22 protein-coding genes are annotated in these 23,021 nt (G+C 67.3%); 16 read left to right on the plus strand and 6 right to left on the minus strand.

Going from position 1 to position 23,021, the window contains the following annotated elements; genetic code table 11:
- Positions 1–5: 5 nt before the first annotated feature.
- The gene (locus tag V6M63_RS09705) at positions 6–962 is read right to left on the minus strand and encodes a porin (RefSeq protein ID WP_332741377.1); all 957 of its coding nucleotides are present in this window, start codon (positions 960–962) and stop codon (positions 6–8) included.
- Between the two features lie 313 nt (positions 963–1,275).
- Between V6M63_RS09705 and coq7 the strand changes: the two genes are divergently transcribed.
- Positions 1,276–1,935, plus strand: coding sequence for a 2-polyprenyl-3-methyl-6-methoxy-1,4-benzoquinone monooxygenase (coq7, locus tag V6M63_RS09710; RefSeq protein ID WP_332741378.1), 660 nt, complete (start codon positions 1,276–1,278; stop codon positions 1,933–1,935).
- 11 nt (positions 1,936–1,946) lie between these two features.
- Here coq7 and V6M63_RS09715 read toward each other — a convergent pair whose 3' ends face one another.
- The gene (locus tag V6M63_RS09715) at positions 1,947–2,396 is read right to left on the minus strand and encodes an OsmC family protein (protein WP_332741379.1); all 450 of its coding nucleotides are present in this window, start codon (positions 2,394–2,396) and stop codon (positions 1,947–1,949) included.
- A 285-nt stretch (positions 2,397–2,681) separates the two neighbouring features.
- Between V6M63_RS09715 and ilvA the strand changes: the two genes are divergently transcribed.
- Together ilvA and V6M63_RS09725 are read left to right on the plus strand one after the other, a co-directional pair.
- Positions 2,682–4,226 carry a threonine ammonia-lyase, biosynthetic gene (ilvA, locus tag V6M63_RS09720; RefSeq protein WP_332741426.1) on the plus strand — a complete coding sequence of 515 codons (1,545 nt, stop codon included), beginning with the start codon at positions 2,682–2,684 and terminating at the stop codon, positions 4,224–4,226.
- 17 nt (positions 4,227–4,243) lie between these two features.
- Complete coding sequence (locus V6M63_RS09725; protein WP_332741380.1) at positions 4,244–5,341, plus strand: nicotinate-nucleotide--dimethylbenzimidazole phosphoribosyltransferase; 1,098 nt, start codon at positions 4,244–4,246, stop codon at positions 5,339–5,341.
- A gap of 32 nt (positions 5,342–5,373) precedes the next feature.
- Here the strand turns inward: V6M63_RS09725 and V6M63_RS09730 are convergent, their stop codons facing one another.
- Positions 5,374–5,883 (minus strand): type II secretion system protein N, encoded by a 510-nt coding sequence (locus V6M63_RS09730; protein WP_332741381.1) that lies wholly within the window; start codon positions 5,881–5,883, stop codon positions 5,374–5,376.
- Between the two features lie 104 nt (positions 5,884–5,987).
- On the opposite strand from V6M63_RS09730, the gene gspG reads away from it, so the two are divergent.
- From gspG to V6M63_RS09795, 13 genes are all read left to right on the plus strand, one after another.
- Positions 5,988–6,458, plus strand: a complete 471-nt coding sequence (gene gspG, locus V6M63_RS09735) for a type II secretion system major pseudopilin GspG (RefSeq protein ID WP_332741382.1) — start codon at positions 5,988–5,990, stop codon at positions 6,456–6,458.
- A gap of 131 nt (positions 6,459–6,589) precedes the next feature.
- Positions 6,590–7,054 carry a prepilin-type N-terminal cleavage/methylation domain-containing protein gene (locus tag V6M63_RS09740; protein WP_332741383.1) on the plus strand — a complete coding sequence of 155 codons (465 nt, stop codon included), beginning with the start codon at positions 6,590–6,592 and terminating at the stop codon, positions 7,052–7,054.
- On the plus strand, positions 7,051–7,419 hold the full coding sequence (gene gspI / locus V6M63_RS09745; protein ID WP_332741384.1) for a type II secretion system minor pseudopilin GspI: 369 nt from the start codon (positions 7,051–7,053) through the stop codon (positions 7,417–7,419). The genes V6M63_RS09740 and gspI overlap by 4 nt, the downstream gene beginning before the upstream one ends.
- A gap of 1 nt (position 7,420) precedes the next feature.
- Positions 7,421–8,113 carry a PulJ/GspJ family protein gene (locus V6M63_RS09750; protein ID WP_332741385.1) on the plus strand — a complete coding sequence of 231 codons (693 nt, stop codon included), beginning with the start codon at positions 7,421–7,423 and terminating at the stop codon, positions 8,111–8,113.
- A 164-nt stretch (positions 8,114–8,277) separates the two neighbouring features.
- Entirely contained in the window at positions 8,278–9,255 is a 978-nt protein-coding gene (gene gspK, locus V6M63_RS09755) for a type II secretion system minor pseudopilin GspK (RefSeq protein ID WP_332741386.1), read from the plus strand.
- Positions 9,256–9,325: 70 nt separating this feature from the next.
- Positions 9,326–10,678, plus strand: coding sequence for a type II secretion system protein GspL (gspL, locus tag V6M63_RS09760; protein ID WP_332741387.1), 1,353 nt, complete (start codon positions 9,326–9,328; stop codon positions 10,676–10,678).
- 5 nt (positions 10,679–10,683) lie between these two features.
- Positions 10,684–11,223 carry a type II secretion system protein GspM gene (gene gspM / locus V6M63_RS09765; protein WP_332741388.1) on the plus strand — a complete coding sequence of 180 codons (540 nt, stop codon included), beginning with the start codon at positions 10,684–10,686 and terminating at the stop codon, positions 11,221–11,223.
- Positions 11,224–11,380: 157 nt separating this feature from the next.
- The gene (locus V6M63_RS09770; RefSeq protein ID WP_332741389.1) at positions 11,381–12,175 is read left to right on the plus strand and encodes a type II secretion system protein N; all 795 of its coding nucleotides are present in this window, start codon (positions 11,381–11,383) and stop codon (positions 12,173–12,175) included.
- A gap of 44 nt (positions 12,176–12,219) precedes the next feature.
- Positions 12,220–14,406, plus strand: coding sequence for a type II secretion system secretin GspD (gspD, locus tag V6M63_RS09775; RefSeq protein ID WP_332741390.1), 2,187 nt, complete (start codon positions 12,220–12,222; stop codon positions 14,404–14,406).
- A 10-nt stretch (positions 14,407–14,416) separates the two neighbouring features.
- The gene (gspE, locus tag V6M63_RS09780; RefSeq protein WP_332741391.1) at positions 14,417–15,859 is read left to right on the plus strand and encodes a type II secretion system ATPase GspE; all 1,443 of its coding nucleotides are present in this window, start codon (positions 14,417–14,419) and stop codon (positions 15,857–15,859) included.
- A 12-nt stretch (positions 15,860–15,871) separates the two neighbouring features.
- Positions 15,872–17,101 (plus strand): type II secretion system inner membrane protein GspF, encoded by a 1,230-nt coding sequence (gspF, locus tag V6M63_RS09785; RefSeq protein WP_332741392.1) that lies wholly within the window; start codon positions 15,872–15,874, stop codon positions 17,099–17,101.
- Between the two features lie 2 nt (positions 17,102–17,103).
- The gene (locus V6M63_RS09790) at positions 17,104–18,000 is read left to right on the plus strand and encodes a 5'-nucleotidase (protein ID WP_332741393.1); all 897 of its coding nucleotides are present in this window, start codon (positions 17,104–17,106) and stop codon (positions 17,998–18,000) included.
- A gap of 12 nt (positions 18,001–18,012) precedes the next feature.
- On the plus strand, positions 18,013–19,791 hold the full coding sequence (locus V6M63_RS09795; RefSeq protein WP_332741394.1) for an ABC transporter ATP-binding protein/permease: 1,779 nt from the start codon (positions 18,013–18,015) through the stop codon (positions 19,789–19,791).
- Here the strand turns inward: V6M63_RS09795 and queC are convergent.
- Genes queC through flgL form a run of 3 tightly spaced genes read right to left on the minus strand, consistent with a single transcriptional unit; the run spans position 19,764 to position 23,011 of the window.
- A complete protein-coding gene (queC, locus tag V6M63_RS09800; protein ID WP_332741395.1) occupies positions 19,764–20,513 on the minus strand; it encodes a 7-cyano-7-deazaguanine synthase QueC in 750 nt (249 codons plus the stop codon). The genes V6M63_RS09795 and queC overlap by 28 nt on opposite strands.
- Positions 20,514–20,538: 25 nt before the next feature.
- On the minus strand, positions 20,539–21,780 hold the full coding sequence (locus V6M63_RS09805) for an HDOD domain-containing protein (protein ID WP_332741396.1): 1,242 nt from the start codon (positions 21,778–21,780) through the stop codon (positions 20,539–20,541).
- 13 nt (positions 21,781–21,793) lie between these two features.
- On the minus strand, positions 21,794–23,011 hold the full coding sequence (gene flgL / locus V6M63_RS09810; protein WP_332741397.1) for a flagellar hook-associated protein FlgL: 1,218 nt from the start codon (positions 23,009–23,011) through the stop codon (positions 21,794–21,796).
- Positions 23,012–23,021: the final 10 nt, after the last annotated feature.

Genomic DNA, 23,021 nt, shown 5'->3' on the forward strand with positions numbered 1-23,021 from the left:
ATGGATCAGAAGTTGTGAGCCAGACCCACACCCCAGCCGGTGACGGCCTTGCCGACGGCAGCGCCGTTGAAGCTCTGGGCAGCATTCTTCTTGTTACCCACGTTCAGGTAGGCGGTGGTGCGCTTGCTCAGGAAATACTTGTAACCACCGTGAATCACGCGCGTGGTGCCGGCACCCACTTCGCTGCGGTCATAAGAAGCCCACAGTTGGCCAGGACCCACGGGAGCGGTCACACCCAGTGCCAAGCTGTTGTCAGCATCCGAGGCCGTGTTGGAGCGATCGGTGTAGGTGAACAGCAGCTTGGCCACGCTGAAGTCGTAGGACGCAGCGATCATGTTCAGGGCGTTCACGGTCGCGCCTGGGACGGTAGCAGCCAGCTTCGAGTACGCGTAGTTCACAGCCAGGGGGCCGTTTGCATACAGCAGAGCCGCGCCACGGTGAGCGCTTGCACCAGGCACCTCGGACGGAGCGTACGACAGCTGACCGGAGAAGCCACCGAAGTTGGGGGACGTGTACAGCACCTGGTTGGAGACGTAGACGCCGTCGGTTTCCAGGGTGTTTGCGCGGGTGTTGTAGCCAGTCACGCCTTTGGTGCTGTTGGCGGTCAGGGAGTTGATGAACGTGGTGTTGAACGAACGACCCATCTTCAGGGAGCCGAAGCCACCTTGCAGGCCAACGAACATGTCGTTGTTGCCCAAGACGTTGCCGGTGGTGGTGCCGTTGCTGGCGTCGAACGAGGTCGACACCTTGAAGATTGCCTTCAGGCCGCCGCCGAGGTCTTCGGTGCCGGACACGGTCCAGTTGCTGGTGCCGTAGCGGCTGGACGTCAGCGACAGGACGCCGTTGGGGCCGCCCACGTCTTCCAGGCCGACGTCAACGGTACCGCTCAGGGTCACGGAGGATTGTGCGAATGCAGCGCTGGTGGCTGCCACAGCGGCCAGAGCGATCAGGGTCTTTTTCATGGAAGGGTTCTCCAAGGGTTGAATAGGGACTGGTGGTCTGTGCCGCCGAGCCGACCTCCATCAGGAAGCTGAATGGATTGCATCAGAAAGTAATGGAGGGCGCCACGGTGAAGGCCGCATTTCTGCCCTATGGCGGTGCTTCTGTTGCACCACCGCGACGCACTTGGTAGTAACCCGTAGGGATTTGTTCACGGACACGACGTCCCGCCACTCGGAATGTCCTCACGGCGATTCTTCGAGCTTGAGCTTCGACAAGCCCATATCTGACAGATCGTGGCAGCATCTCTTCTTCGCTACTGATCACAATCCATTCATGACCACAGCCACCGACGCCTTGATCAATGCCGCTGATTCGGCTTTGCGAACCTTGTTCGTGAGCCCCAGGGCCTCACGAGACTGTCCGACGGTGCCCGAGCGAGCCGGCGACCACGAGCTCAGCGAGGCCGACAAACACCTTTCTGGTGCCCTGATGCGGGTGAACCATGTGGGCGAGGTGTGCGCGCAGGCGCTGTACACGGCGCAGGCCCTCACGGCACGCTGGCCCAGGCGTTCAGGCCAGCCGAATACAGCCCTGGCGGCACAGCTGGAAGCTGCATGCAAGGAAGAAACCGATCACCTGGCCTGGACCCAGACACGGCTGGACGAGCTGGGAGCGCGTGCTTCGCTGCTGAACCCGCTGTGGTACGCGGGGGCCTTCGGGCTCGGGCTGATGGCGGGGCGCCTGGGGCCAGCGGTGAGCCTGGGTTTCGTGGTGGAGACCGAGCGGCAAGTGGAGGCGCATCTGGCCGAACACATGGAGCGCCTGCCAGCAGGCGACCACGCTTCGCGCGCCATCGTGGCGCAAATGAAGCAGGACGAAGCCCGGCATGCGCGCGAAGCCCGGGAAGCGGGCGCGGTGGAGTTGCCCGCGCCGGTGAAGGGGATGATGAAGATGGCGGCCAAAGTCATGACGACGGTGGCGCACCGCATCTGAAGCGGTGGGACTCAGGCTTCCAGAACCTCGAAGCTGGTGGTGATGGCGGCCGTCTTGCCCAGCATGATGCTGGCTGAGCAGTACTTGTCGTGACTCATGGCGATGGCGCGCTCCACCGCAACGGGCGGGATGGCTTTGCCACTCACGGTGAAGTGCATGTGTATCTTGGTGAAGACCTTCGGATCGGCTTCGGCGCGTTCGGTCTCGAGCTTGACGCTGCAGCCGCGCACATCGTGGCGACCACGCTTGAGGATGAGCACCACATCGTAGGCCGTGCAACCGCCGGTGCCGGCCAACACGGTTTCCATGGGGCGCGGCGCCATGTTGGCGCCGCCGTTTTCAGGCTTGGCGGTGTCGGGAGCGCCGTCCATGGTGATCACGTGTCCACTGCCGGTTTCTGCCACAAAACCCATGTGGGAACGGGTGCCGGCCGCGCCGGTCCAGGTGACGGTGCATTCCATGGAAGGTGTCCAGTCGTGAAATAGTCAACAGAGTTGGGGGCAGCGCCCTAGAAAGCGCCAAAAAACGACGGCACATGTTGCGTCGCAACATGACTTCGATATACTCGCGGCATTGTATGTAAGGTTGTCTCCTCTACCCTCCCTGGGTGGATTCAAGCCCGGACCGGTTCTGCCAGTCCGGGCTTTTTTTCGCCATCGATATGATGCGGTTGGAGAAAATTCATGACCGCCCGCGCAGCCAAGCCTCAAAAACCGCCTCAACCGACACCGTCCCCCGTCACCACCATGGGGCCGGCCGACTACCTGAAAAAGATCCTGACCGCTCGCGTGTATGACGTGGCGGTGGAGTCTGCGCTGGAGCCGGCACGCAACCTGAGCGAGCGGCTGCACAACACGGTGCTGCTCAAGCGCGAAGACCAGCAACCGGTCTTCAGTTTCAAGCTGCGCGGCGCCTACAACAAGATGGCGCACCTCACGCCCGAGCAACTCAAGAACGGCGTGATCTGCGCTTCGGCCGGCAATCATGCCCAGGGAGTGGCGCTGAGCGGGCGCAAGCTGGGCACACGGGCGGTGATCGTCATGCCGACCACCACGCCGCAGGTCAAGATCGATGCGGTGCGCGGCTTTGGTGGCGAGGTCGTGCTGCACGGTGAGAGCTACACGGACGCTTACAACCACGCGATCGTGCTTCAAAAGAAGCAGGGACTCACTTTTGTGCATCCTTTCGACGATCCGGACGTGATCGCGGGACAAGGCACGATCGCCATGGAAATCCTCCGGCAGTTGCAGAGCCTGGGCTCCGACCACCTGGATGCGGTGTTCGTGGCCATCGGTGGCGGCGGCCTCATTTCGGGCGTGGCCAACTACATCAAGGCGCTGCGCCCGGAGATCAAGGTGATTGGCGTGCAGATGAACGACTCGGACGCGATGATCCGTTCGGTGCGCGAGGGCGAGCGCACCACGCTGGCCGACGTCGGGCTGTTTTCGGACGGCACGGCGGTCAAGCTGGTGGGCGAGGAGACCTTCCGCATTGCCCGCGGCCTGGTGGACGAATTCATCACCGTGGACACGGATGCCGTGTGCGCGGCCATCAAGGACGTGTTCGTGGACACGCGCAGCATCGTGGAGCCGGCCGGCGCGTTGTCGGTGGCGGCCGTCAAACAATATGTGGCCACCCACAAGACACGCGGCCAGACCTACGCGGCCATCCTGTGTGGCGCCAACATGAACTTCGACCGCCTGCGTTTCGTGGCTGAGCGCGCGGAGGTGGGTGAGGAACGCGAAGCACTGTTTGCGGTGACGATTCCCGAGGAACGCGGCAGCTTCCGGCGTTTCTGCGAGCTCATTGGCGATTTGCCGGGCGGCGCGCGCAACGTGACCGAGTTCAACTACCGCATTCACGACGGCAGCGAGGCCCATGTGTTCGTGGGGCTGACCACGCAGGGCAAGGGCGAATCGGCCAAGATCGCCAAAAACCTGATCAAGCACGGTTTTCTGACGCTGGACCTGACCCATGACGACCTGGCCAAGGAACACATTCGCCACATGGTGGGCGGGCATTCGCCTCTGGCGCATGACGAGCGGTTGCTGCGCTTCGTGTTTCCGGAGCGACCGGGCGCGCTGCTCAAGTTCCTGAGCCTGATGCGACCGGGCTGGAACATCAGCCTGTTTCACTACCGCAACCAGGGTGCCGACTACGGGCGCATCCTCGTGGGCCTGCAGGTGCCGGCCCAGGACCACAAGGCCTTCGACAAGTTTCTGGAAACCCTCGGCTACCCCTGCGTGGAAGAGACCAACAATCCGGTCTACCGCCTGTTCCTGCGGAGTTGAAAGGGACGGAGCGCACCATGGCACAAGACCCCATCTTCGCACCCATCTTCAAACGTTCGGCGGCGCTGCCCGAGACGCTGCGGTTGCCGATGGTGGCGGGTACGTCAGACACCATGCTGGAGTTCGCACTGCGCCAGCGCCTGACACCGCAAGGCTTGCCGGAGCACGCACTGGGTCGCATGGAGTCGTTGGTGCTGCAGCTGGCGCGCGCGCAAAACGGCATGTCCATCGAGTTCGATCTGCTGGCCTTCGACTCGCCGCAGCTGGTGGTGTTTGCCGCCGACCACGGCATCGCCGACGAAGGCATGTCGTCGATGGGCGCGTCCATGACGGAACAGATGGTCATGCAGCTGTTGCGCGGTCAGGCGCCCGTGAACGCACTCGCCGCGCTGCACGGTTTTGATCTCACCGTGGTTGACGCCGGCATGGCCAAGCCGATCTCGCCGCCCAACGACACCAGGCTGCGTGGTTCCCTGCTGCTGCGCAAGATCGCCTACGGCACGCGCAATGTGTTGCTCGGGCCAGCCATGTCCACTGCACAGGCGGTGTCAGCGGTGCATGCCGGCATGGACGTGGTGCGCCACCTGCCGGGCAATGTGATCGCACTGGGCGATGTGGGCGTGGCCAATGCGGTGAGCGCGGCCTTGCTGCTGTCGCGTTTGTGTGGCGTGCCGCTGGTGGACGCATTCAGCCGCGACGATGCCGAGGCCGGCAACCTGGACGACACACTGCATGTGCAGCGGGTGGAGAAGCTCTCTGCGGCGGCCGCACGGCACCGCAACGCCATTGGCCCGTTTGAAGCCCTGGCGGCGCTCGGCGGATTCGAGATCGCCATGATGACTGGCGCCATGCTGCAGGCCGCAAGCGAGCGCCGTGTGGTGCTCGTGGACGGTTACGTGGCCGGGGCCGCGGCCCTGGTGGCGCGTGGCCTGTGTCCGGACGTGGTGGACTATCTGGTGTTCACCCACCGCGCAGCCGATGCCGGGCACCGCCTGTTGCTCATCCACATGCAGACACAACCGCTGCTCGACATGGGCTTGCGCATCGGTCAGGGCACGGGTGCCTTGATGGCGTGGCCGATGCTGCTGGCCGCGCAGAGTCTGCTGGAGCGGTAGGTCACCCCCCCGGGACGTGATGGCCCTTGATATCAGGAGGGATCGGGGTTGGTCTCGGGCATGGTCAATTCGACAGTGACCGGCCCGTTGATCGATGCGCCCAGCCGCGCACCCCGGCGCGAGACGGCTTGCAGCACCAGTCCGCCTTCCAGCGAGGCCCCCACCCGGTAGGGTCTGGCGGGCTGGCCATTCACGGCGATGAGGGCCGCGCCATCCGGTGCGTTGGCGGCCACCACTCCCAACAGGCTGTATTCGGTGCCCGTGGCAACGGGCGTGCCAGGCAGTTGTGCTGCTTCGGGCAATGCCCCCAGCACACGCGCCACGGCGGCCGTGTCCACCGGGTTGATTGACGACGCTGCAACGCTGAGCGGCGTGACCGGGGAACGCCCTGCGGCGAGCAAGATCCAATAGCCAGCACTGAGGCCCGCGGCCAACCACAACAGGCCCGCCACCCATGCCGGCGCGCGGCGGCTGGCGCCTTGGAGCGCCGCCGGGCTTTCCATCGGAAATCCGGAATGACCGAACGTGGGGTGCTTGTTCATACGACCGGATTATGATCTTTTGGCCCCTGCCGATGAGGCGGGGCAACAAGCCTGCAGATCCACTTTTGCGGCCATGCACAGATGCCAGTTTCCGGGAGTTCGATTTGACAAGCCACAGCCAACACACGTCTCGGGGCAGCTCGCGCCTCCAACCCGTCTCGCGCGCGCTCCAGCGTGGTTTCACCCTGATCGAACTCATGGTGGTGCTGGTCATCATTGGCGTGCTGGCCGCGCTGATCGTGCCCAACGTGCTCGACCGCGCCGACGATGCGCGGGTCACCGCCGCCAAGACCGACGTGAACAACCTGATGCAGGCGCTCAAGCTCTACCGCCTGGACAACCAGCGCTATCCCACAGGCGAACAAGGTCTCAACGCGCTGGTGGTCAAGCCGACCGCCAGCCCGGTGCCGCCCAACTGGCGCCCATACCTCGACAAACTGCCTGCAGACCCCTGGAGCCGTCCGTATCAGTACCTCAACCCGGGTCTCAAGGGCGAGGTGGACGTGCTCTCGCTGGGTGCCGACGGTCAACCCGGTGGTGAGAACCGCGACGCCGATGTAGGCAGCTGGCAGTGAAGCTGGTACCCCCACGCTCCGCCGCTGCGCGGGTCGCTGCCCCCCGAGGGGGCTGTTTCGCCTGGGGGCGGCCCGGCGGCGAAACCTTGCCCCCACGCTCCGCCGCTGCGCGGGTCGCCTGAAGCCATCTCATGCAGCGCGACCACGGCTTCACCCTGATCGAGCTCATGGTGGTGGTGGCGCTGGTGGCGCTGGCCACCGCCGGCGTGACGCTTTCCCTGCGCGACGACGGCTCGACGCGGCTGGAACGGGAGGCGCTGCGCCTGTCGGCGCTCATCGAGTCGGCCCGAGCGCAATCGCGCACCAGCGGACTGCCGGTGGTGTGGCGCAGCCTGCCTCAGGGCTTCGAGTTCGTCGGACTGCCTCCCCCGCGCAACGGCGCAGCCGCCAACTCCGACAGCCTCGACAGGCCGCGCAGCTGGCTCAGTCCGGACACCCGGTCGCAGGTGATCCAGCCCCCGGGGGCGTTGACCCTGGTGCTCGGACCCGAGCCCCTCATTGCCGCGCAGCGCGTGATGCTGCAACAGGGTGATCGGCGCTTGACCCTGGCCACCGATGGCCTCTCGCCCTTTGCCGTCGTGCCCGAGACGCCATGACGGCACAGCGGGGTTTCACACTGATCGAGGTGCTGGTGGCGCTCGCCGTGATCGCCATCACCCTGGCCGCCGGACTGCAGGCCACCGGCGCACTCACACGGGCAGCAACCCGGCAGAGCGACCAGTGGCTGGCCCAGATCTGCGCTGAAAACGAGCTCACCCGGTTGCGCCTGCTGCGCCAGTTGCCGGGCACGGGCGACAGCGAGGTGCCTTGCTCGCAAGCCGGTCGGGACATGCTGGTCCGGGTGGCGGTGCTGCCCACGCCCAACCCCAACTTCCGGCGCATCGATGCGGTCGTGCAAGGCGATGTGGACGGCAACACGGTGCGACTTCTATCGCTCTCCACGATCCTGGGGCGATACTGAAATGGACAAGCGCCCCCACGGCTTCACCCTCATCGAGCTGCTGGTCGCGATCTCGGTCATGGCCATGCTGGCGCTGCTGAGCTGGCGCTCCATCGACGGCATGACCCGCACGCAGACCTTCACGCAGGAGCGCTCCGACGGTCTGTTGCGGCTGCAATCGGCGGTGGGCCAATGGGTCGCCGATCTGGATGCGGTGTTCGACACGGGTGAGGTCACGCCGGTGGATTTCAACGGGCAGACACTGCGCATCACCCGACGCGACAGTGCCGAAACAGGTCTGGACAGCCGGGGTGTGCGGGTGGTGGCCTGGGCTCTGCAGCCCACGGCGGCGGGCAGGCAATGGTCGCGCTGGCAATCGGGGCCGCTGCTGCAGCGCGATGAGCTGGCGCGGGCCTGGCAGCGGGCAGCCGACTGGGGCCGCGGCGCCGCATCGTCCAGGCCCTCGGTGTCCGTCACTGCCGTTGACGCGGGGGCCGACAGTTCACTGCCCCTGATCGCCATTGACCAATGGCAGATCTTCTACCACCGAGGCGAAACCTGGGGCAATCCGCTCTCCTCAGTGGGCACCGAGACTGCAGGCGTCGGCAGCATGCCCGACGGCGTTCGGCTGGAACTCACGATCGCCACCGGCCAGGTTCTGAGCGGGCATCTGGTCCGGGACTGGGTTCGCCCCACTCTGGAAGCGGGCCGATGACGTTGCCCCCACGCTCCACCGCTTCGCGGGTCGCTGCCCCCCGGGGGGGCTGTTTCGCCTGGGGGCGGCCCGGCGGCGAAACCTTGCCCCCACGCTCCACCGCTGCGCGGGTCGCTGCCCCCCGAGGGGGCTGTTTCGCCTGGGGGCGGCCCGGCGGCGAAACCTTGCCCCCACGCTCCAGGCAACGCGGCGCGGCGTTGCTGCTGGCGATGCTCACCGTCACGCTGGTGGCCACGCTGGCCTCGGCAGCGCTCTGGCAGCAGTGGCGTTCCACCGAGATCGAGCAGGCCGAGCGCCAGCGCGTGCAGGCCGGCTGGATCCTGACCGGCGCACTCGACTGGGCACGGCTGATCCTGCGCGAAGACGCGCGTGGCAACCAGAGCAGCGGCAACGCCGACCACCTGGGTGAACCCTGGGCGTTGCCGCTGGAGGAAGCGCGCCTCTCCAGTTTTCTGGCCGCCGACAAGGCCAACAACGCCGACAACGACACCCTGCAGGCCTTTCTCTCCGGCGAAATCATCGACATGCAGTCGCGTCTGAACTTCAACAACCTCCTGCGTACCGCCGGGGGTGGCGCCACGGCCAAAGTGGAGACATCCGAGGCCGATCTGCTCGCGTTCACGCGGCTTTTCGAGCAACTCGGCTTGCCACTGAGTGAGCTCATCAACGCCACCGAGGAACTGCGCAACACGACACAGCTCGCGCTCACCGACCCCCTGCCCTCGCGGACCGCGCTGGTGCCGCACAAGCTCTCGCAATTGGGCTGGCTGGGCATCAGCCGCGCCAGCCTGGCCGCGCTGGAGCCACATGTCACCGTGTTGCCCGAACGCACCGCCCTCAACTTGAACACCGCCAGCCCCGAGGCCATCCTTGCCATCGTTCCCGGGCTGGACCTGGCCCAGGCACGCGAGATGGTGACCGCGCGCGAGCGCAATCCGTTCAAGGCACTGGGCGACGTGCTCACGGCCGTGCCGGCCACCGCCGGCAACCTCACCGATCAGGCCCATGGCACCCGCAGCCGCTACTTCGAGGTGCGGGGGCGCCTGCGGCTGGAGAACGCGGTGATCGAAGAGCGGTCGCTGGTCGTGCGCAACAACCTGGATGTGCGTGTGCGTTGGCGCGAGCGATTTGCCCGCCCGTGACACCCACAGCCAACAACCGGCCTCGCGCCGCCTTCCGCTGCATGCGCACTTGTCGCGCAGGCTCTCTAGAATGGTCCGCTCTGTGGCCGTGCGCCACGCCAGTCGTGTCATCGTGCTGATCGTCACCCCGTCGGACTTTTCCGTTGCCACACCCGCGCCCGCGTCGGCCCTGTTCGACTGGGCCGGGTCGGCCAATGGCCAGCAGATCAACGACTCCGGCCAATGCGGCGCATCGCTGCTCCCCCGCGACGACGACGTGGTTCTGGTCTTGCCGCCTCGCGCGCTGTCGTGGCACCGGGTCGCACTGCCCAAGGTGGCCTCCAACCGCTTGCGAGCCGCGCTCGAGGGAATGCTGGAAGACCGCCTGCTCACCGACGTGACCGAACTGCATTTCGCGCTGGAGCCGGGCGGCAAGTCGGGCCAGGCGGTGTGGGTGGCGGCCTGCAACAAGGTCTGGCTGCGCAGCTGGCTGCAAGTCCTGGAAGGCGCGGGCCGACCCGTCACCCGCATCGTGCCCGCGATGTGGCCATTGACCCAGGCCGAAGCACCGCTGGCCCAGCCCGGCGCTTCACGCAGCTTCGAACTCGACGTGCCCGCTCCCATTCACTGGGCACACAACGAAGGCGACCAGGCCTGGCTGGGCAGTGCCAGCGAACTCGGCGTGAGCTGCACACCGCTGCTCGAAGCCAGCAGCAGCCTGGGCGGCAGCACCAGTTCTGCCGCCGTCAAGGCCTTGATGCCCTCCCCACCCGATCTCCCGGGGGAGCCCGGGGAGCACGACATCTGGCTGGCAGACCCCGGCGTGGCCGCCGTCGCCGAGCGGGTGCTGAGCCAACGCTTCGAGCTCGTGGCATTGCCACAGTGGCTGCTGCGCTGCGCCCAATCCGACTGGAACCTGGCGCAGTTCGATCTCAGCCTGTCCGCCGGCGCGCGGCGCGGCCAGCGCTGGCGGCGCAGCCTTCAGCGCTGGCTCAGCGCACCCGAATGGCGCCCCGCCCGCTGGGGTGTGGCCGCGCTGGTGGCAGTCCAATTGGTGGGACTCAACACCGCCGCCTGGCACGAGCGCAGCATGCTCGCCGCGAAACAACAAGCCGTGCGCCAGACGCTGCAGCAGACCTTTCCACAGGTCACGCTGGTGCTCGACGCCCCGGTGCAGATGCAGCGCGAGCTGGCGCGTCTGCAGCAAGCCAGCGGGGCCTTGTCGTCCGGCGACCTGGAAACGCTGCTGGGCGCGATCGACCAGGCCTCCGGCGGCCAGAGCTTCCTGCCGGCCACGATCGCCTACACACCGGGCGACGGGCGCTTTTCGGGTTGGCGCGCCACCGAAGACCAGTTGCGCGCGCTGCAGCAGGCGCTGGAACGCGGTGGCTGGCGCGCGCGCCTGGACGGCGACGAGATGTCCATCAATCCTCCGGCACCCTGAACCCCATGGCCACCCGCAACCGCACCCCTTTTCCCGCGTCGCCGCTGGCCCGCTTCGCAGCGCCGCTGTCGGCCGCGCTGGATCGCCTGTCCCCCCGCGAGCGCAAGGCCGTGCTGATCGCCGGCTGGGTCGTGGGTCTGGGTCTGGTGTGGTGGCTGGCGGTGGCACCCGCCCTCGCCACACTGCGCGAAGCCCCCGAGCGACACACCCGGCTGGACGTCCAGCTGAGCCAGATGCAGCGCATGGCGGCCACCGCCAACGCGCTGCGCTCGGAAAGCGATGCCCAGCCGCCGGGACGCGACGCGGTGCTGCGCGCGCTCGAAGCCGCCACCGCCCCGCTGGGCACCACGGTCCAGCTCTCGGTGCTGGGTGACCGCGCCACCGCCACCCTGCGTGGCACAGCGCCGGCAGCGCTGGCGCAATGGCTGGCACAGGTGCGCATCAACGCCCGGCTGCTCCCGCTGGAGACGCGGCTCACACGCGACGCCGCCACCGGTGGCTGGAACGGCACTGTGGTGCTCACCGGGCCCGGTTTGGGTGGATGAATGAAACACCCCCCGCGTCGCCTTCGGCGCCTCCCCCCTCTCTCGCCTTCGGCGGGAGGGGGGCGACACCTGGGGCCGGCGGAGCCGGACCCGCGGTGTCCCTTGTGGGCACCGCCTCACGCGTTGCGCAAGGCGCTCAGGACCATGGAGCAATGAAATGAACGCTCGCTGGCCCACCCGCCTGGCCTGGCTGGGCGCCCTGCTCGGGCTCGCCACCGCCCTGCTGCTGTTCGCGCCAGCGCGCTGGCTGGCGCACGCCATCACCTCGGCCACGGGTGGGCAACTCCAGTTGGTCAATGCGCGTGGCACGGTGTGGCGCGGCCAGGCCGATGTGCTGCTCACCGGCGGCCAGGGCAGCCAGACACAGACATCGCTGCCCCAAGGCGTGCAATGGCGTTTGTCACCCACGCTGTGGGCCGGCGTGCCCGCCATGGCACTGCAGCTTGGCGCGCCGTGCTGCACGCCACAGCCCATGGCATTCACTTTCAGGCCCCGCTTCGGCGGCGCGGAAATCCACCTGGCCGCCTTCAGCAGTCGCTGGCCTGCCGACCTGCTGACCGGTCTGGGCACGCCGTGGAACACCCTGCGCATGGAAGGCCTGCTGAGCCTGCAGACCGAGGGGTTGACGCTGCGCTGGCACGGCAGCGGGAGCAGCCTGCAAGGCGCCCTGGCGCTGGAGGCGCAAGACATGGCGTCGCGCCTGTCAACGCTGCGCCCGCTGGGCAGCTACCGCATGGACCTGCGCACCGACGCCGGTGGCAACAACACCTCCCTGTCGCTGCACACCCTCAGCGGGCGCCTGCAATTGCAGGGCCAGGGCCAGTGGGTGGGAGGGCGCTTGCGCTTTCAGGGGGTGGCCGAGGCCGCACCTGACAGCGAGGCCGCCCTGGCCAACCTGCTCAACATCATCGGGCGCCGGCAGGGTCTGCGCTCACTGCTCAACATTGGCTGACATCTCCGATGTTTCAGCACCCCACTTACCCTTACGATCGCGCCATGAAACCGAGCTCCACCGCTGCCGCACCGGCCAAGACCCTGACGACCATGGCCCTGGCCGCGCTGCTGGCGCTCGGGCTCTCCGTGTCGACCGCGCAGGCGCAAAACCGCAACGGCGAGCCCGTCACGCTGAACTTCGTGGGGGCCGAGATCGAGTCGGTGGCGCGCACCATGGCCACCATCACGGGCCGCAACGTGGTGGTCGATCCACGCGTCAAGGGCACCATCACCCTGGCCACGGAGCGCCCGGTGTCACCCACCGCCGCGCTCAACCAGTTCGCCGCCGTGCTGCGCCTGCAGGGCTTCTCGATCGTGGACACCGGGGGGCTTTACAAGATCGTGCCCGAGGCAGACGCCAAGCTGCAGGGCAATGTGGTCAACGCAGGCTCGGTGAACGCGTTGCCCACCTCCAACCAGGTCGTCACGCAGATCTTCCGCCTCAACCACGAGTCGGCCAACAACCTCGTGCCGGTGCTGCGCCCCCTGATCGGGCCCAACAACACCATCAACGTCAACCCCGGCAACAACTCGCTGGTGATCACCGACTACGCCGACAACCTGCAACGCATCGGCCGCATCATCACGGCGCTGGACGTCTCGGGCGCGACCGATGTGGAGGTGATTCCGCTGCAGCACGCGGTGGCGGCCGATCTCGCGGCTCTGGTGACGCGCCTGATCGACCCGGCCGTGGCCGCTGGCGGCGCCGGGCAGCCCGAGGCCACGTACAAGACCACGCTGATCGCCGAGCCGCGCAGCAACAGCCTGGTGCTGCGCGCGGCCAACCCCGCCCGGCTGGCGCTGGTGCGCTCTCTGGTGGCCCGCCTCGACCAGCCTTCGTCGGCCAACGTCAGCGGCAACATCCACGTGGTCTACCTCAAGAACGCGGATGCGGTGGCGCTGGCCTCCACCTTGAGGGCGGCCCTGGCGGGCGAGTCCGCGGCGACGGGCAGCAACGGCGGCAACGGCGGCAACGGCAGCAGCGTCCGCGCGTTCACCACCGCGGCCAGCTCGGGTTCCGCCAACCCGGCCACCAGCCCGGCCAGCACCCCGGTGGCTGCCAGCGCGCAGCCGTCCACCGGTGGCCAGATCCAGGCCGACCCGGCGACCAATTCGCTCATCATCACCGCGCCCGAGCCGCAGTACCGCCAATTGCGCGCGGTGATCGACCAGCTCGACTCGCGCCGCGCACAGGTGTATGTGGAGAGCCTGATCGCCGAGGTCAATGCCGACAAGGCGGCCGAGTTCGGCATTCAGTGGCAAGGCGCGCTGGGCAAATCGGGCGACTCGCTCATCGGCCTGCTGGGCACCAACTTCGGCACCGGCGGACAGAACATCATTGACCTCGCCCAGGGCAACGCCACGCCCACACCGGGCCTGAACGTGGGTGTGGCCCGGCGCACCAACGGTGTCTATGTGCTGGGCTTCCTTGCACGCTTCCTGCAGCAGAACGGCGAGGGCAACATCCTCTCGACCCCCAACCTGCTCACGCTGGACAACGAAGAAGCCAAGATCGTGATCGGCCAGAACGTGCCCTTCGTCACCGGCCAGTTCACCAACACCGGCAGCAACAACGGCTCGGTCAATCCGTTCCAGACCATCGAGCGCAAGGACGTCGGCCTGACCCTGCGGGTGAAGCCGCAGATCAGCGAGAACGGCACCATCAAGCTGACCATCTTCCAGGAGGTCAGCAGCGTGCAGGCCTCGTCGATCAACTCGGCCTCGGGCCTGATCACCAACAAGCGTTCCATCGAGTCCACCGTGCTGGTGGACGACGGTGCCATCGTGGTGCTGGGTGGTTTGCTGCAAGACGAATTCGCCGCCAACCAGGACAAGGTGCCCGGCCTGGGCGACGTGCCGGTGTTCGGCAACCTGTTCAGAAGCGAAAGCCGCTCGCGTCGCAAAACCAACCTGATGGTGTTCCTGCGACCCGTGGTGGTGCGCGATGCGCGCGAGACCAGCACCCTGGCGCTGGACCGCTACGAACTCATGCGCTCGGTGCAGCAGGATTCGCAGCCCAAACCCAGCGGCGTGCTGGGCATCAACGAAGCGCCGGTCATGCCCGCACCGCTCTCACCCGCCAGCATGACACTCACGCCGCAGGCGCCTTCGCTGGCCAACCCCCAGTCGTCGCCTCCGCTGAACCCACCGGCGGCGCCGGCGGCACCCACACCCGCACCGCAGCAGTGAGGCCCGGGCCGTGAAGTACCCGCTGCCCTACGCCTTCGCGCGCGAACACCTCTGGTTGATCGAGGACGACGGCGCCTCGCAAACCTTGCTGGGCAGCAGCACGCCCGCCGGGGATGCCACCGCGCAGACCCGCCGTCTCTCGGCCCTGTCTGAAATCCTGCGCTGCCACCCGGTGCAGGACCTGCAATGGGAAGATGGCGACAGCCTCAGGCAGCGCATCAGCGTGGCCTATTCGCAAGGTGAGTCGAGTGCGGCGGCCGTGGTGAGCGAGGTGCAAAGCGACGCCGACCTGAGCCGCATGATGCAGGAGCTGCCAGCCATCGAAGACCTGCTGGAGACGGCCGACGACGCGCCCATCATCCGCATGCTCAATGCCCTGCTCACGCAGGCCGCGCGAGACGGTGCGAGCGACATCCACATCGAACCCTTCGAGCGCACCTCCAGCGTGCGCTTTCGGGTGGACGGCACGCTGCGTGAAGTGGTGCAACCCAACCGTGCGCTGCACGCCGCGCTGATCTCGCGCCTGAAGATCATGGCCGAGCTCGACATCTCCGAGAAGCGCCTGCCGCAGGACGGCCGCATCTCGCTGCGCATCGGCACGCGCGCGGTGGACGTGCGCGTGTCCACCCTGCCCAGCGCCCACGGCGAGCGCGCCGTGTTGCGCCTGCTCGACAAGAGCGAGAGCAAGCTCAGCCTGGAATCGGTGGGCATGCAAGGCGATGTGCTCACGCGTTTTCGCAAGCTCATCGGCCAGCCGCACGGCATCATCCTCGTGACCGGCCCCACCGGCTCGGGCAAGACCACCACGCTCTACGCGGGCCTGCAGCGGCTGGATGCCGGCACGCAGAACATCATGACGGTGGAAGACCCGATCGAATACGAGCTGCCGGGCGTGGGCCAGACGCAGGTGAATGCCCGCATCGACCTCACGTTTGCCAAGGCGCTGCGCGCCATCCTGCGGCAGGACCCCGACGTGATCATGATCGGCGAAATTCGCGATTTCGAGACCGCGCAGATCGCCATTCAGGCTTCGCTCACCGGCCACCTGGTGCTGGCCACGCTGCACACCAACGACGCACCCAGCGCCGTGACCCGCCTCACCGACATGGGCGTGGAGCCCTTCCTGCTCAGCTCGTCGCTGCTGGGCGTGCTGGCGCAGCGGCTGGTGCGCAAACTGTGCGTGCACTGCCGCCGCCAGGACGACCAGGGCCTGTGGCACCCGGTGGGCTGCGCGCACTGCAACCACACCGGCTACAAGGGCCGCACCGGCATCTACGAGCTGATGGTGGCCGATGAACAGGTCCGCGCGCTGATCCACAACCGGGCGGCAGAAAGCCAGATCCTCGCGGCGGCCGAGGCCGGCGGGCTGCAGTCGATGCGCGCCGATGGGCAGCGGTTGATCGATGCGGGGATCACGTCGCTAGAAGAGGTGATGAGCGTGACGCGCGACTGATCCCCATCCGACATGCCCGCCTACACCTTCGAAGCCCTCGACGCCCAGGGCGCCACCCAAAAGGGCCTGATCGATGCCGACACCGCTCGCTCGGCGCGCAGCATGTTGCGCGCACGCGCGCTGGTGCCGCTGCAGGTGGAGCCCGCCACCGGCGGTGGCACGCAGATCAAGAGCAGCGGGCTCAACGTCACGCTGTGGGGCGGACGCGTGTTCAGCGCCACCTCGCTCGCGGTGTGGACCCGGCAGATCGCCGGACTGGTGGCCGCGGGGCTGCCGCTGGAGCGCGCGCTCTCGGCCCTGACCGAAGAGGCCGAGGACGACCAACAGCGCAACCTCATGGCCTCGCTGCGCTCCGAGGTCAATGCCGGATCGCCCTTCGCGCAGGCGCTGGCGCAGCACCCGCGCGAGTTCACGTCCATCTACACCTCGGTGATCGCCGCGGGCGAACAGAGCGGGCAACTGGGCACGGTGCTGGAGCGCCTGGCCGACGACCTGGAAGAACGCGAGGCGCTCAAGAACAAGCTGGTTGCCGCGTCGCTCTACCCCGCCATCGTCACGCTCGTGGCCATCGTGATCGTGGTCTTCCTCGTGTCGTACGTGGTGCCGCAGGTGGCCAGCGTGTTTGCCGGCAGCAAGCGCGCCCTGCCCCTGCTCACGGTGATGATGCTGGGCCTGAGCAGCTTCGTGCGCAGCTATGGCTGGCTCATGCTGGCCGCGCTGGTGGCGGGCAGCGGCGCGCTGGTGATGGCGCGGCGCAACGCGCCGCTGCGCCTGCGCATGGACGCCGCCTGGCTGCGCCTGCCGCTGGTGGGGCGCCTGGCGCGTGGCTTCAACGCGGCGCGCTTTGCGGCCACGCTGGCCATGCTCGCGGGCGCGGGCGTGCCCATCCTTCGGGCGCTGCAGACCGCCGCCGAAACCCTGAACAACCAGGCCATGCGCGCCGACGCGCTGGACGCGCTGGTGCTGGTGCGCGAAGGCGCGCCGCTGGCCTCCGCGCTCGCCAGCAAGAAACGTTTTCCGCCGCTGGTGTCGATGTTTGCCCGCCTGGGCGAGCAGACCGGCCAGTTGCCCGCCATGCTGGAGCGCGCGGCAGAACAGCTGAGCGCCGAGGTGCAGCGCCGCGCCATGCACCTGGCCACCATCCTGGAGCCGCTGCTCATCGTGGGCATGGGCGTGGTGGTCATGCTCATCGTGCTGGCGGTGCTCATGCCCATCATCCAATTGAATCAACTGGTGTCCTGAACATGGGTGTCACTCTCGACGGCAAACTCGTGGTTGCCATTTCTTCCCGTGCTCTGTTCGATTTTGAAGAAGAGAACCGGCTGTTTGAAACCGGTGACGACCGCGCCTACATGAAGCTGCAGCTCGACCGCCTGGACACGCCCGCGCAACCCGGCGTGGCGTTTTCGCTGGTGCACAAGCTGCTCGCCTTCAACGACGCGCATGCGCAGCGGGTGGAGGTGGTGATCCTCTCGCGCAACGACCCGGTCTCGGGCATGCGGGTGTTCCGCTCGGCGCAGCACTACGGCCTGCCCATCCAGCGCGGCAGCTTCACGCGCGGCCAGCCGCCCTGGCGCTACCTGCGCCCGCTGCGCGCCAACCTGTTCCTCTCGACCCACCTGGCCGACGTGCGCGCCGCGCTCGATGCCGGCGTGCCCGCCGCGCAGGTGTACCCGCACTCGGTGCACGCCAGCGATGCGCACCCGCACGAGGTGCGCATCGCCTTCGACGGCGACGCCGTGCTGTTTTCCGACGAGGCCGAGCGGGTCTACCAGGCCGAAGGCCTCTCGGCCTTTCAGGCGCACGAGGCCACACATGCCGGCCTGCCACTCGCCGGCGGCCCGTTCAAGCCTCTGCTCGAAGCCCTGCACCGCCTGCAGAGCGAAGGCACGCCGCTGATGCGTGTGCGCACCGCGCTGGTCACCGCGCGCAGCGCTCCCGCGCATGAGCGCGCCATCCGCACGCTGATGAACTGGAACATCGAGGTCGACGAGGCCATGTTCCTCGGCGGCCTGCCCAAGGGCGAGTTCCTGCGCGAGTTCGAGCCCGACTTCTTCTTCGACGACCAGACCGGCCACATCGAATCGGCCTCTCGCCACGTGCCCTCGGGACATGTGGCCAGCGGCGTCTCGAACCCCTGAACAGGTGAACCCATGACCTTGAGCGAAAAATTCCAGAGCTTTCGCGTGTTCGCCCGCAAGGTGGGCCGGCTCACCATCCCTTACTTCCAGTCCGAAGAAAAGTGGAAGGCACGGGCGCTGCTCGCGGCCATCGTGGCGCTCAATCTTGGCTCGGTCTACATGCTGGTGCTGCTCAACGAGTGGAACCGCGTGTTCTACGACGCCCTGCAGAACAAGGACGCTGTGGTGTTCTGGCGCGAACTCGGCCGTTTCACCTACCTCGCCTTCGGTTTCATCATCATCGCGGTCTACCGCTTCTACCTCACGCAGTTGCTGGAGATGCGCTGGCGCGCCTGGATGACCGGCCGCTACCTGGACCGCTGGCTCTCCCACAAGGCCTTCTACCACCTCGAACTCGCGCGGTTTGCCCAAGGTGAAGACGCCCCGCCCGACAACCCGGACCAGCGCATTGCCGAGGACATGAACCTGTTCACCAACTTCACGGTGAGCCTGACCATGGGCCTGCTCAACGCGGTGGTCACGCTGGTGAGCTTTGTCGGCATTTTGTGGGTGCTCTCGGGCAGTTTCGCCTTTTCGTTCAACGGCAGCGAATACACCATCCCCGGTTTCATGGTGTGGATGGCGGTGCTCTACTGCGCGCTCGGCAGCGTGATCACCCACTACCTGGGCCGCCCGCAGATCGCGCTCAACTTCAAGCAACAGCGCTATGAAGCCGACTTCCGCCACCACCTGGTGCGCGTGCGCGAGTACAGCGAATCCATCGCGCTGGACAAGGGCGAGCCGGTGGAGCGCCAGCAACTCGGTCTGCGTTTCACCGACGTGTTGTCCAACTATTTCAAGTTGATCAACGCGCAGAAGCGCCTCACCTGGTTCACGGTCGGTTTCGGCCAGGCCGCCGTGGTGTTTCCCTTCGTCGTGGCCGCGCCGCGCTTCTTCAGCGGCGCCATCCAGCTCGGGGAACTGATCCAGATCTCGTCGGCCTTCGGCCGAGTGCAGGACTCGCTCTCGTGGTTTGTCGAGAACTACAGCAGCCTGGCCGCCTGGCGCGCCACCACCGACCGCATCACCAGCTTTGAAGAAAGCTTCCAGGCACTGGAAGCCGCCGAGCACCTGGCCGCCCCTGCGCCCAACACCGAAGACGCGCTGGCCCTCGACAAGCTGCGGCTCTCGCTGCCCGGTGGCGTGGCGCTGCTGACGGTGAGCGGCATGAAGGTGTCACCGGGCGACACCGTGCTGGTCAAGGGCCCGTCGGGCAGCGGCAAATCGACCCTGTTCCGCGGCCTCGCGGGCATCTGGCCCTGGGCGCAGCGCAGCCTGCGCACGCCTGCGGGCTTTGCCGACAAGGTGATGTTCTTGCCGCAGCGGCCCTACTTCCCGCTGGGCTCGCTGCGCGACGCCCTGGCCTATCCCGAACCCGCCGACCGCTACAGCGACGCCGACCTGCAACACGCCCTGAGGGATGCCCTGCTGCCCGACCTGAGCACGCGCCTGGACGAGCAAGATGCCTGGGGCCAGAAGTTGTCGGGCGGCGAACAGCAGCGTCTGGCCATCGCCCGCGCCCTGCTGAAAAAGCCGCGCTGGTTGTTCGTGGACGAAGCCACCAGTGCGCTGGACGAAGCGGCCGAAGCCAAGCTGTACGCGCGGCTGCAGGCCTTGGTGAAAGAGAGCAACGGCGCGCTGGTGTCCATCGCCCACCGGCCGGGGGTGGCCGAGTTCCACCGGACGCAGTGGACGTTCACGCCGGATGCCACGGGGGAAGCGCGCTACAAGCTGGTGGCTTCGCCCACGTAACGTTCCCACCCCCGCGCCCGCAACTCACAAGCCGGGCAGCTCCCACACCCATACCCCCACGCATGCCGGTGCTCGCGGTCGCCCAGGTAGCAGGTGTGGGTGTGTTCCACGATCAGGTCCACCAGGGTTTTGCCGCCCAAGGTTTCGGCCAGGCTCCAGGTGGCGGCTTTGTCTATCCACATGAGTGGGGTGTCGATGAGGAAGCGGTGGTCCATGCCGAGTGAGAGCGCCACTTGCAGCGCTTTCATGGTGTCGTCGCGGCAGTCGGGGTAGCCTGAGAAGTCGGTTTCGCAGACGCCGGTGACGATGACCTGGATGCCGCGGCGGTAGGCCAGGGCTGCGGCGAGCGTGAGGAACAGCAGGTTGCGGCCGGGCACGAAGGTGTTGGGCAGGCCGTTTTCTTCCATGCGAAAGGCCATGTCGCGCGTGAGCGAGGTTTCGCTCACCTTGCCGAGCACCGCCAGATCGAGCACGTGGTCTTCGCCCAGCCGCCCGGCCCAGACGGGAAAACGTTCGCGCAGTTCGCGCAGCACCACGGGCCTGGCCTGCAGTTCCACGCTGTGGCGCTGGCCGTAGTCGAAGCCGAGTGTTTCCACGCGCGGGAAACGTTCGAGGGCGTGGGCCAGGCAGGTGGTGGAGTCTTGCCCGCCCGAGAACAGCACGAGGGCGCTGGTGTGGTGCGGGGTGTTGTGTGAAGCGTTGGGGTGGGCGGCGGCGGTCATGGGCGCGATGGTAGCGCCCGGTCGATCACACCATTCGTTCGGACCTGACCCCCGCGTGGTCGCGACTCGTCGCCAGCATGCGGATGAGCGCGCGGTTGGCTTGCTCCAGGCTCACGTCGTTGCGATCGCACACCGCGCTCAGGCGGTGCAGGTGGGCGGGTTCGCCCTGGGCGCGCGCCACATCGAGCAGCGGGTGGTAAGGCCCGTCGTGGCGCAGCACGGCGTCATACAGGCGGCCCGACAGCGGCAGTTTGTGCAGCAGCTCGCCCAGCGGCGCGTGCAGCAGTTTGTCGAGGTGGGCAAACAGCGCGGTGGTGTAGACCTCCAGCCGCAGGTTGTCTTCGGAGCCGGTGGCCAGCAGGTGCTGCGCCAGGCGCGCGCGCATGACCATGGCCGCGCGCACGGGTTGCAGGTCGTTGTCGGTTTCGCTGCCAGGCGCTTGCTCGAACAGCCAGCGGCTGAGTTCACGAAAGCCCAGCATCATGAGTGCGTGGCGCAGCGACCCGATTTCGTGGCGGCCCCCGTAGGCGGCCGAGTTCACCAGCAGCAGGATGCGGTAGACCAGCACCGGGTCCTGGCGCACGAGGCGCTCCAGGCGTTCGAGCGAGCAGTCGTCGTTGATGGCCTGCAAGATCTGGCGGATCACACGCGGGTCGCATGAGATGGGATGGTGGCGGTGGGCCAGCAGCACGTCGGCGTCGGGCCAACCCAGCAGGCCCCATGCGTCGGCATCGTCGAGCAGGTAGCGGGCGAAGGTGCGGGTCTGCACACCGTGGTAGAGCTGCGCGGGCGGCAGGCCCTGGCTGCGCAGGTGCAGGCCGGGTGTGGCCTGGGTCTGCAGGATGTCGGCGGCCTCTTGTGGGCTGAGCTGCAGCATGTTGCGCACATCGAACCCGGGTGACTTGGCTTGCCGAAACGCCTCCAGGCTGGTGCGGCGGATCAGGCGGTGCCCGCGCCGGTTGGCCACCGACAGGGCGGCCAGGGTCTCGGGCGCCTCGAACGGCGCGGCGGGCACTTCCAGCCAGGTGTTGTGCACCGGCGCGCAGGCCAGGGCCTGTTGCAGCAGATGATGTGACGCAATGGAGATGATGAGCACCGGCGCGCTCTCGGGCCAGTCGTCGCCCAGCGCCTGCATGAGGTGGGCGGCGTCCACCGCGGCGGCGTGGATGGGGTGCACGCTCAGGCGCACCGCGGCCAGCTGGCGCTCGCGGTTCCACACCGGCTCGTAGCCGAGCGCCAGGCTGTCCAGGACGGTGTGGCTCAACATGGTGGCAAGGGTGTCAATTGATCACCTGGAACAGCGACAGGCGCTGCACCTGGGCGTACGACTTGAGGGCGGCCTCCAGGCCGAGTTGCTGGGTCTGGAAGTCCGAAATCCCCTGGACGAGGTCGAGGTCTTCCAGGCGGGATTTTTCTGCCTTGAGGTCCACGCTTCGGTCTTCCATCAGGGCGTCGAGCGAGTCGGCGCGGTTGAGCCATTCGCCGGCGCGGCCACGGGCCAGCAACACGCGATCGTGCCCGGCGTCGAGCTCGGTCATGGTGCGCGCGAGTTCCTGGGTGCGGTGGGCGCTGTCGTTGGCGCCGGTGTAGCGCAGTGCGTCCACGGCGTTTCTCACGACGCTGAAAATGTCGGTCTGCTGGGCCTGCTCCAGCACGATCTGGTCACCGGTTGCGGGCACGCCGTTCATCTGGAGCGACACGCCACCGAACGACACGGTCTTGCCCGCTTCATACGGCACGCCGGTGACACCGGGCATGGGGTTGGCGGCGGGGTTGGTCACGTTGGTCACGGTGAACTGCATCACGCCGGCCACTTCGTTGAAGTCGATCTGGTAGTCGTCGATCGCCGTCACGCCGTTGTCGACTTCACCCATGCTGGTGCTCACGTTGCCGGTGTTGGTGTTGGGCAGGCTCAGGGTGAAGCGGCCGTTGCCTTCGGGCACGCTCATCCAGATGGCGTTGCCGTCCAGCGCCTGCGGCACCGAGGTGTTGCCGGCGGCGGCCTGGCCGCGTTGACCACCAAAAATCACCCCTCCGCCGGGCGGTGCGTAGGTGTCCACAAACGGGGTGGTCGCGCCGCCGAGGCCGCCAAAGAGCGTGCGCCCGGAGTTGTCCTTGAGGTTGGCCACGCCAATGAGTTGTTCGCGCAGGCCTTCGAGCTGGCGCGCAATGTCTTCGCGCTCGCTGGGGCCATGGGTGGCGTTGCCCGCGCTGATCAGCAGGTCGCGCACCTTCTGGATGATCTCGCCCGATTCGGCCAGACCGCTTTCGGCCTGTTGCAAACTGGTGCGCGCCGTGTCCAGCGAGCGCAGATCGGCCTGCGTGCGCGAGAGGCGGTTCTGCGCGGTTTCGGCCAGCGTGGCGGCCACCGGGTCGTCGCTGGGCTTCTGCACCCGCTTGCCGGTGGCGAGGTTTTCCTGCATCCGCGCCAGTTCGGCCTGGCGGCGAGCCAGCAGGCTCACGGTGTTGTCGTAGCTGTTCGCGGTGGAGATTCGCATGGGGTGTTCC

This window comes from Hydrogenophaga sp. (genome assembly GCF_036675665.1).
Classification (GTDB): domain Bacteria; phylum Pseudomonadota; class Gammaproteobacteria; order Burkholderiales; family Burkholderiaceae_C; genus Hydrogenophaga.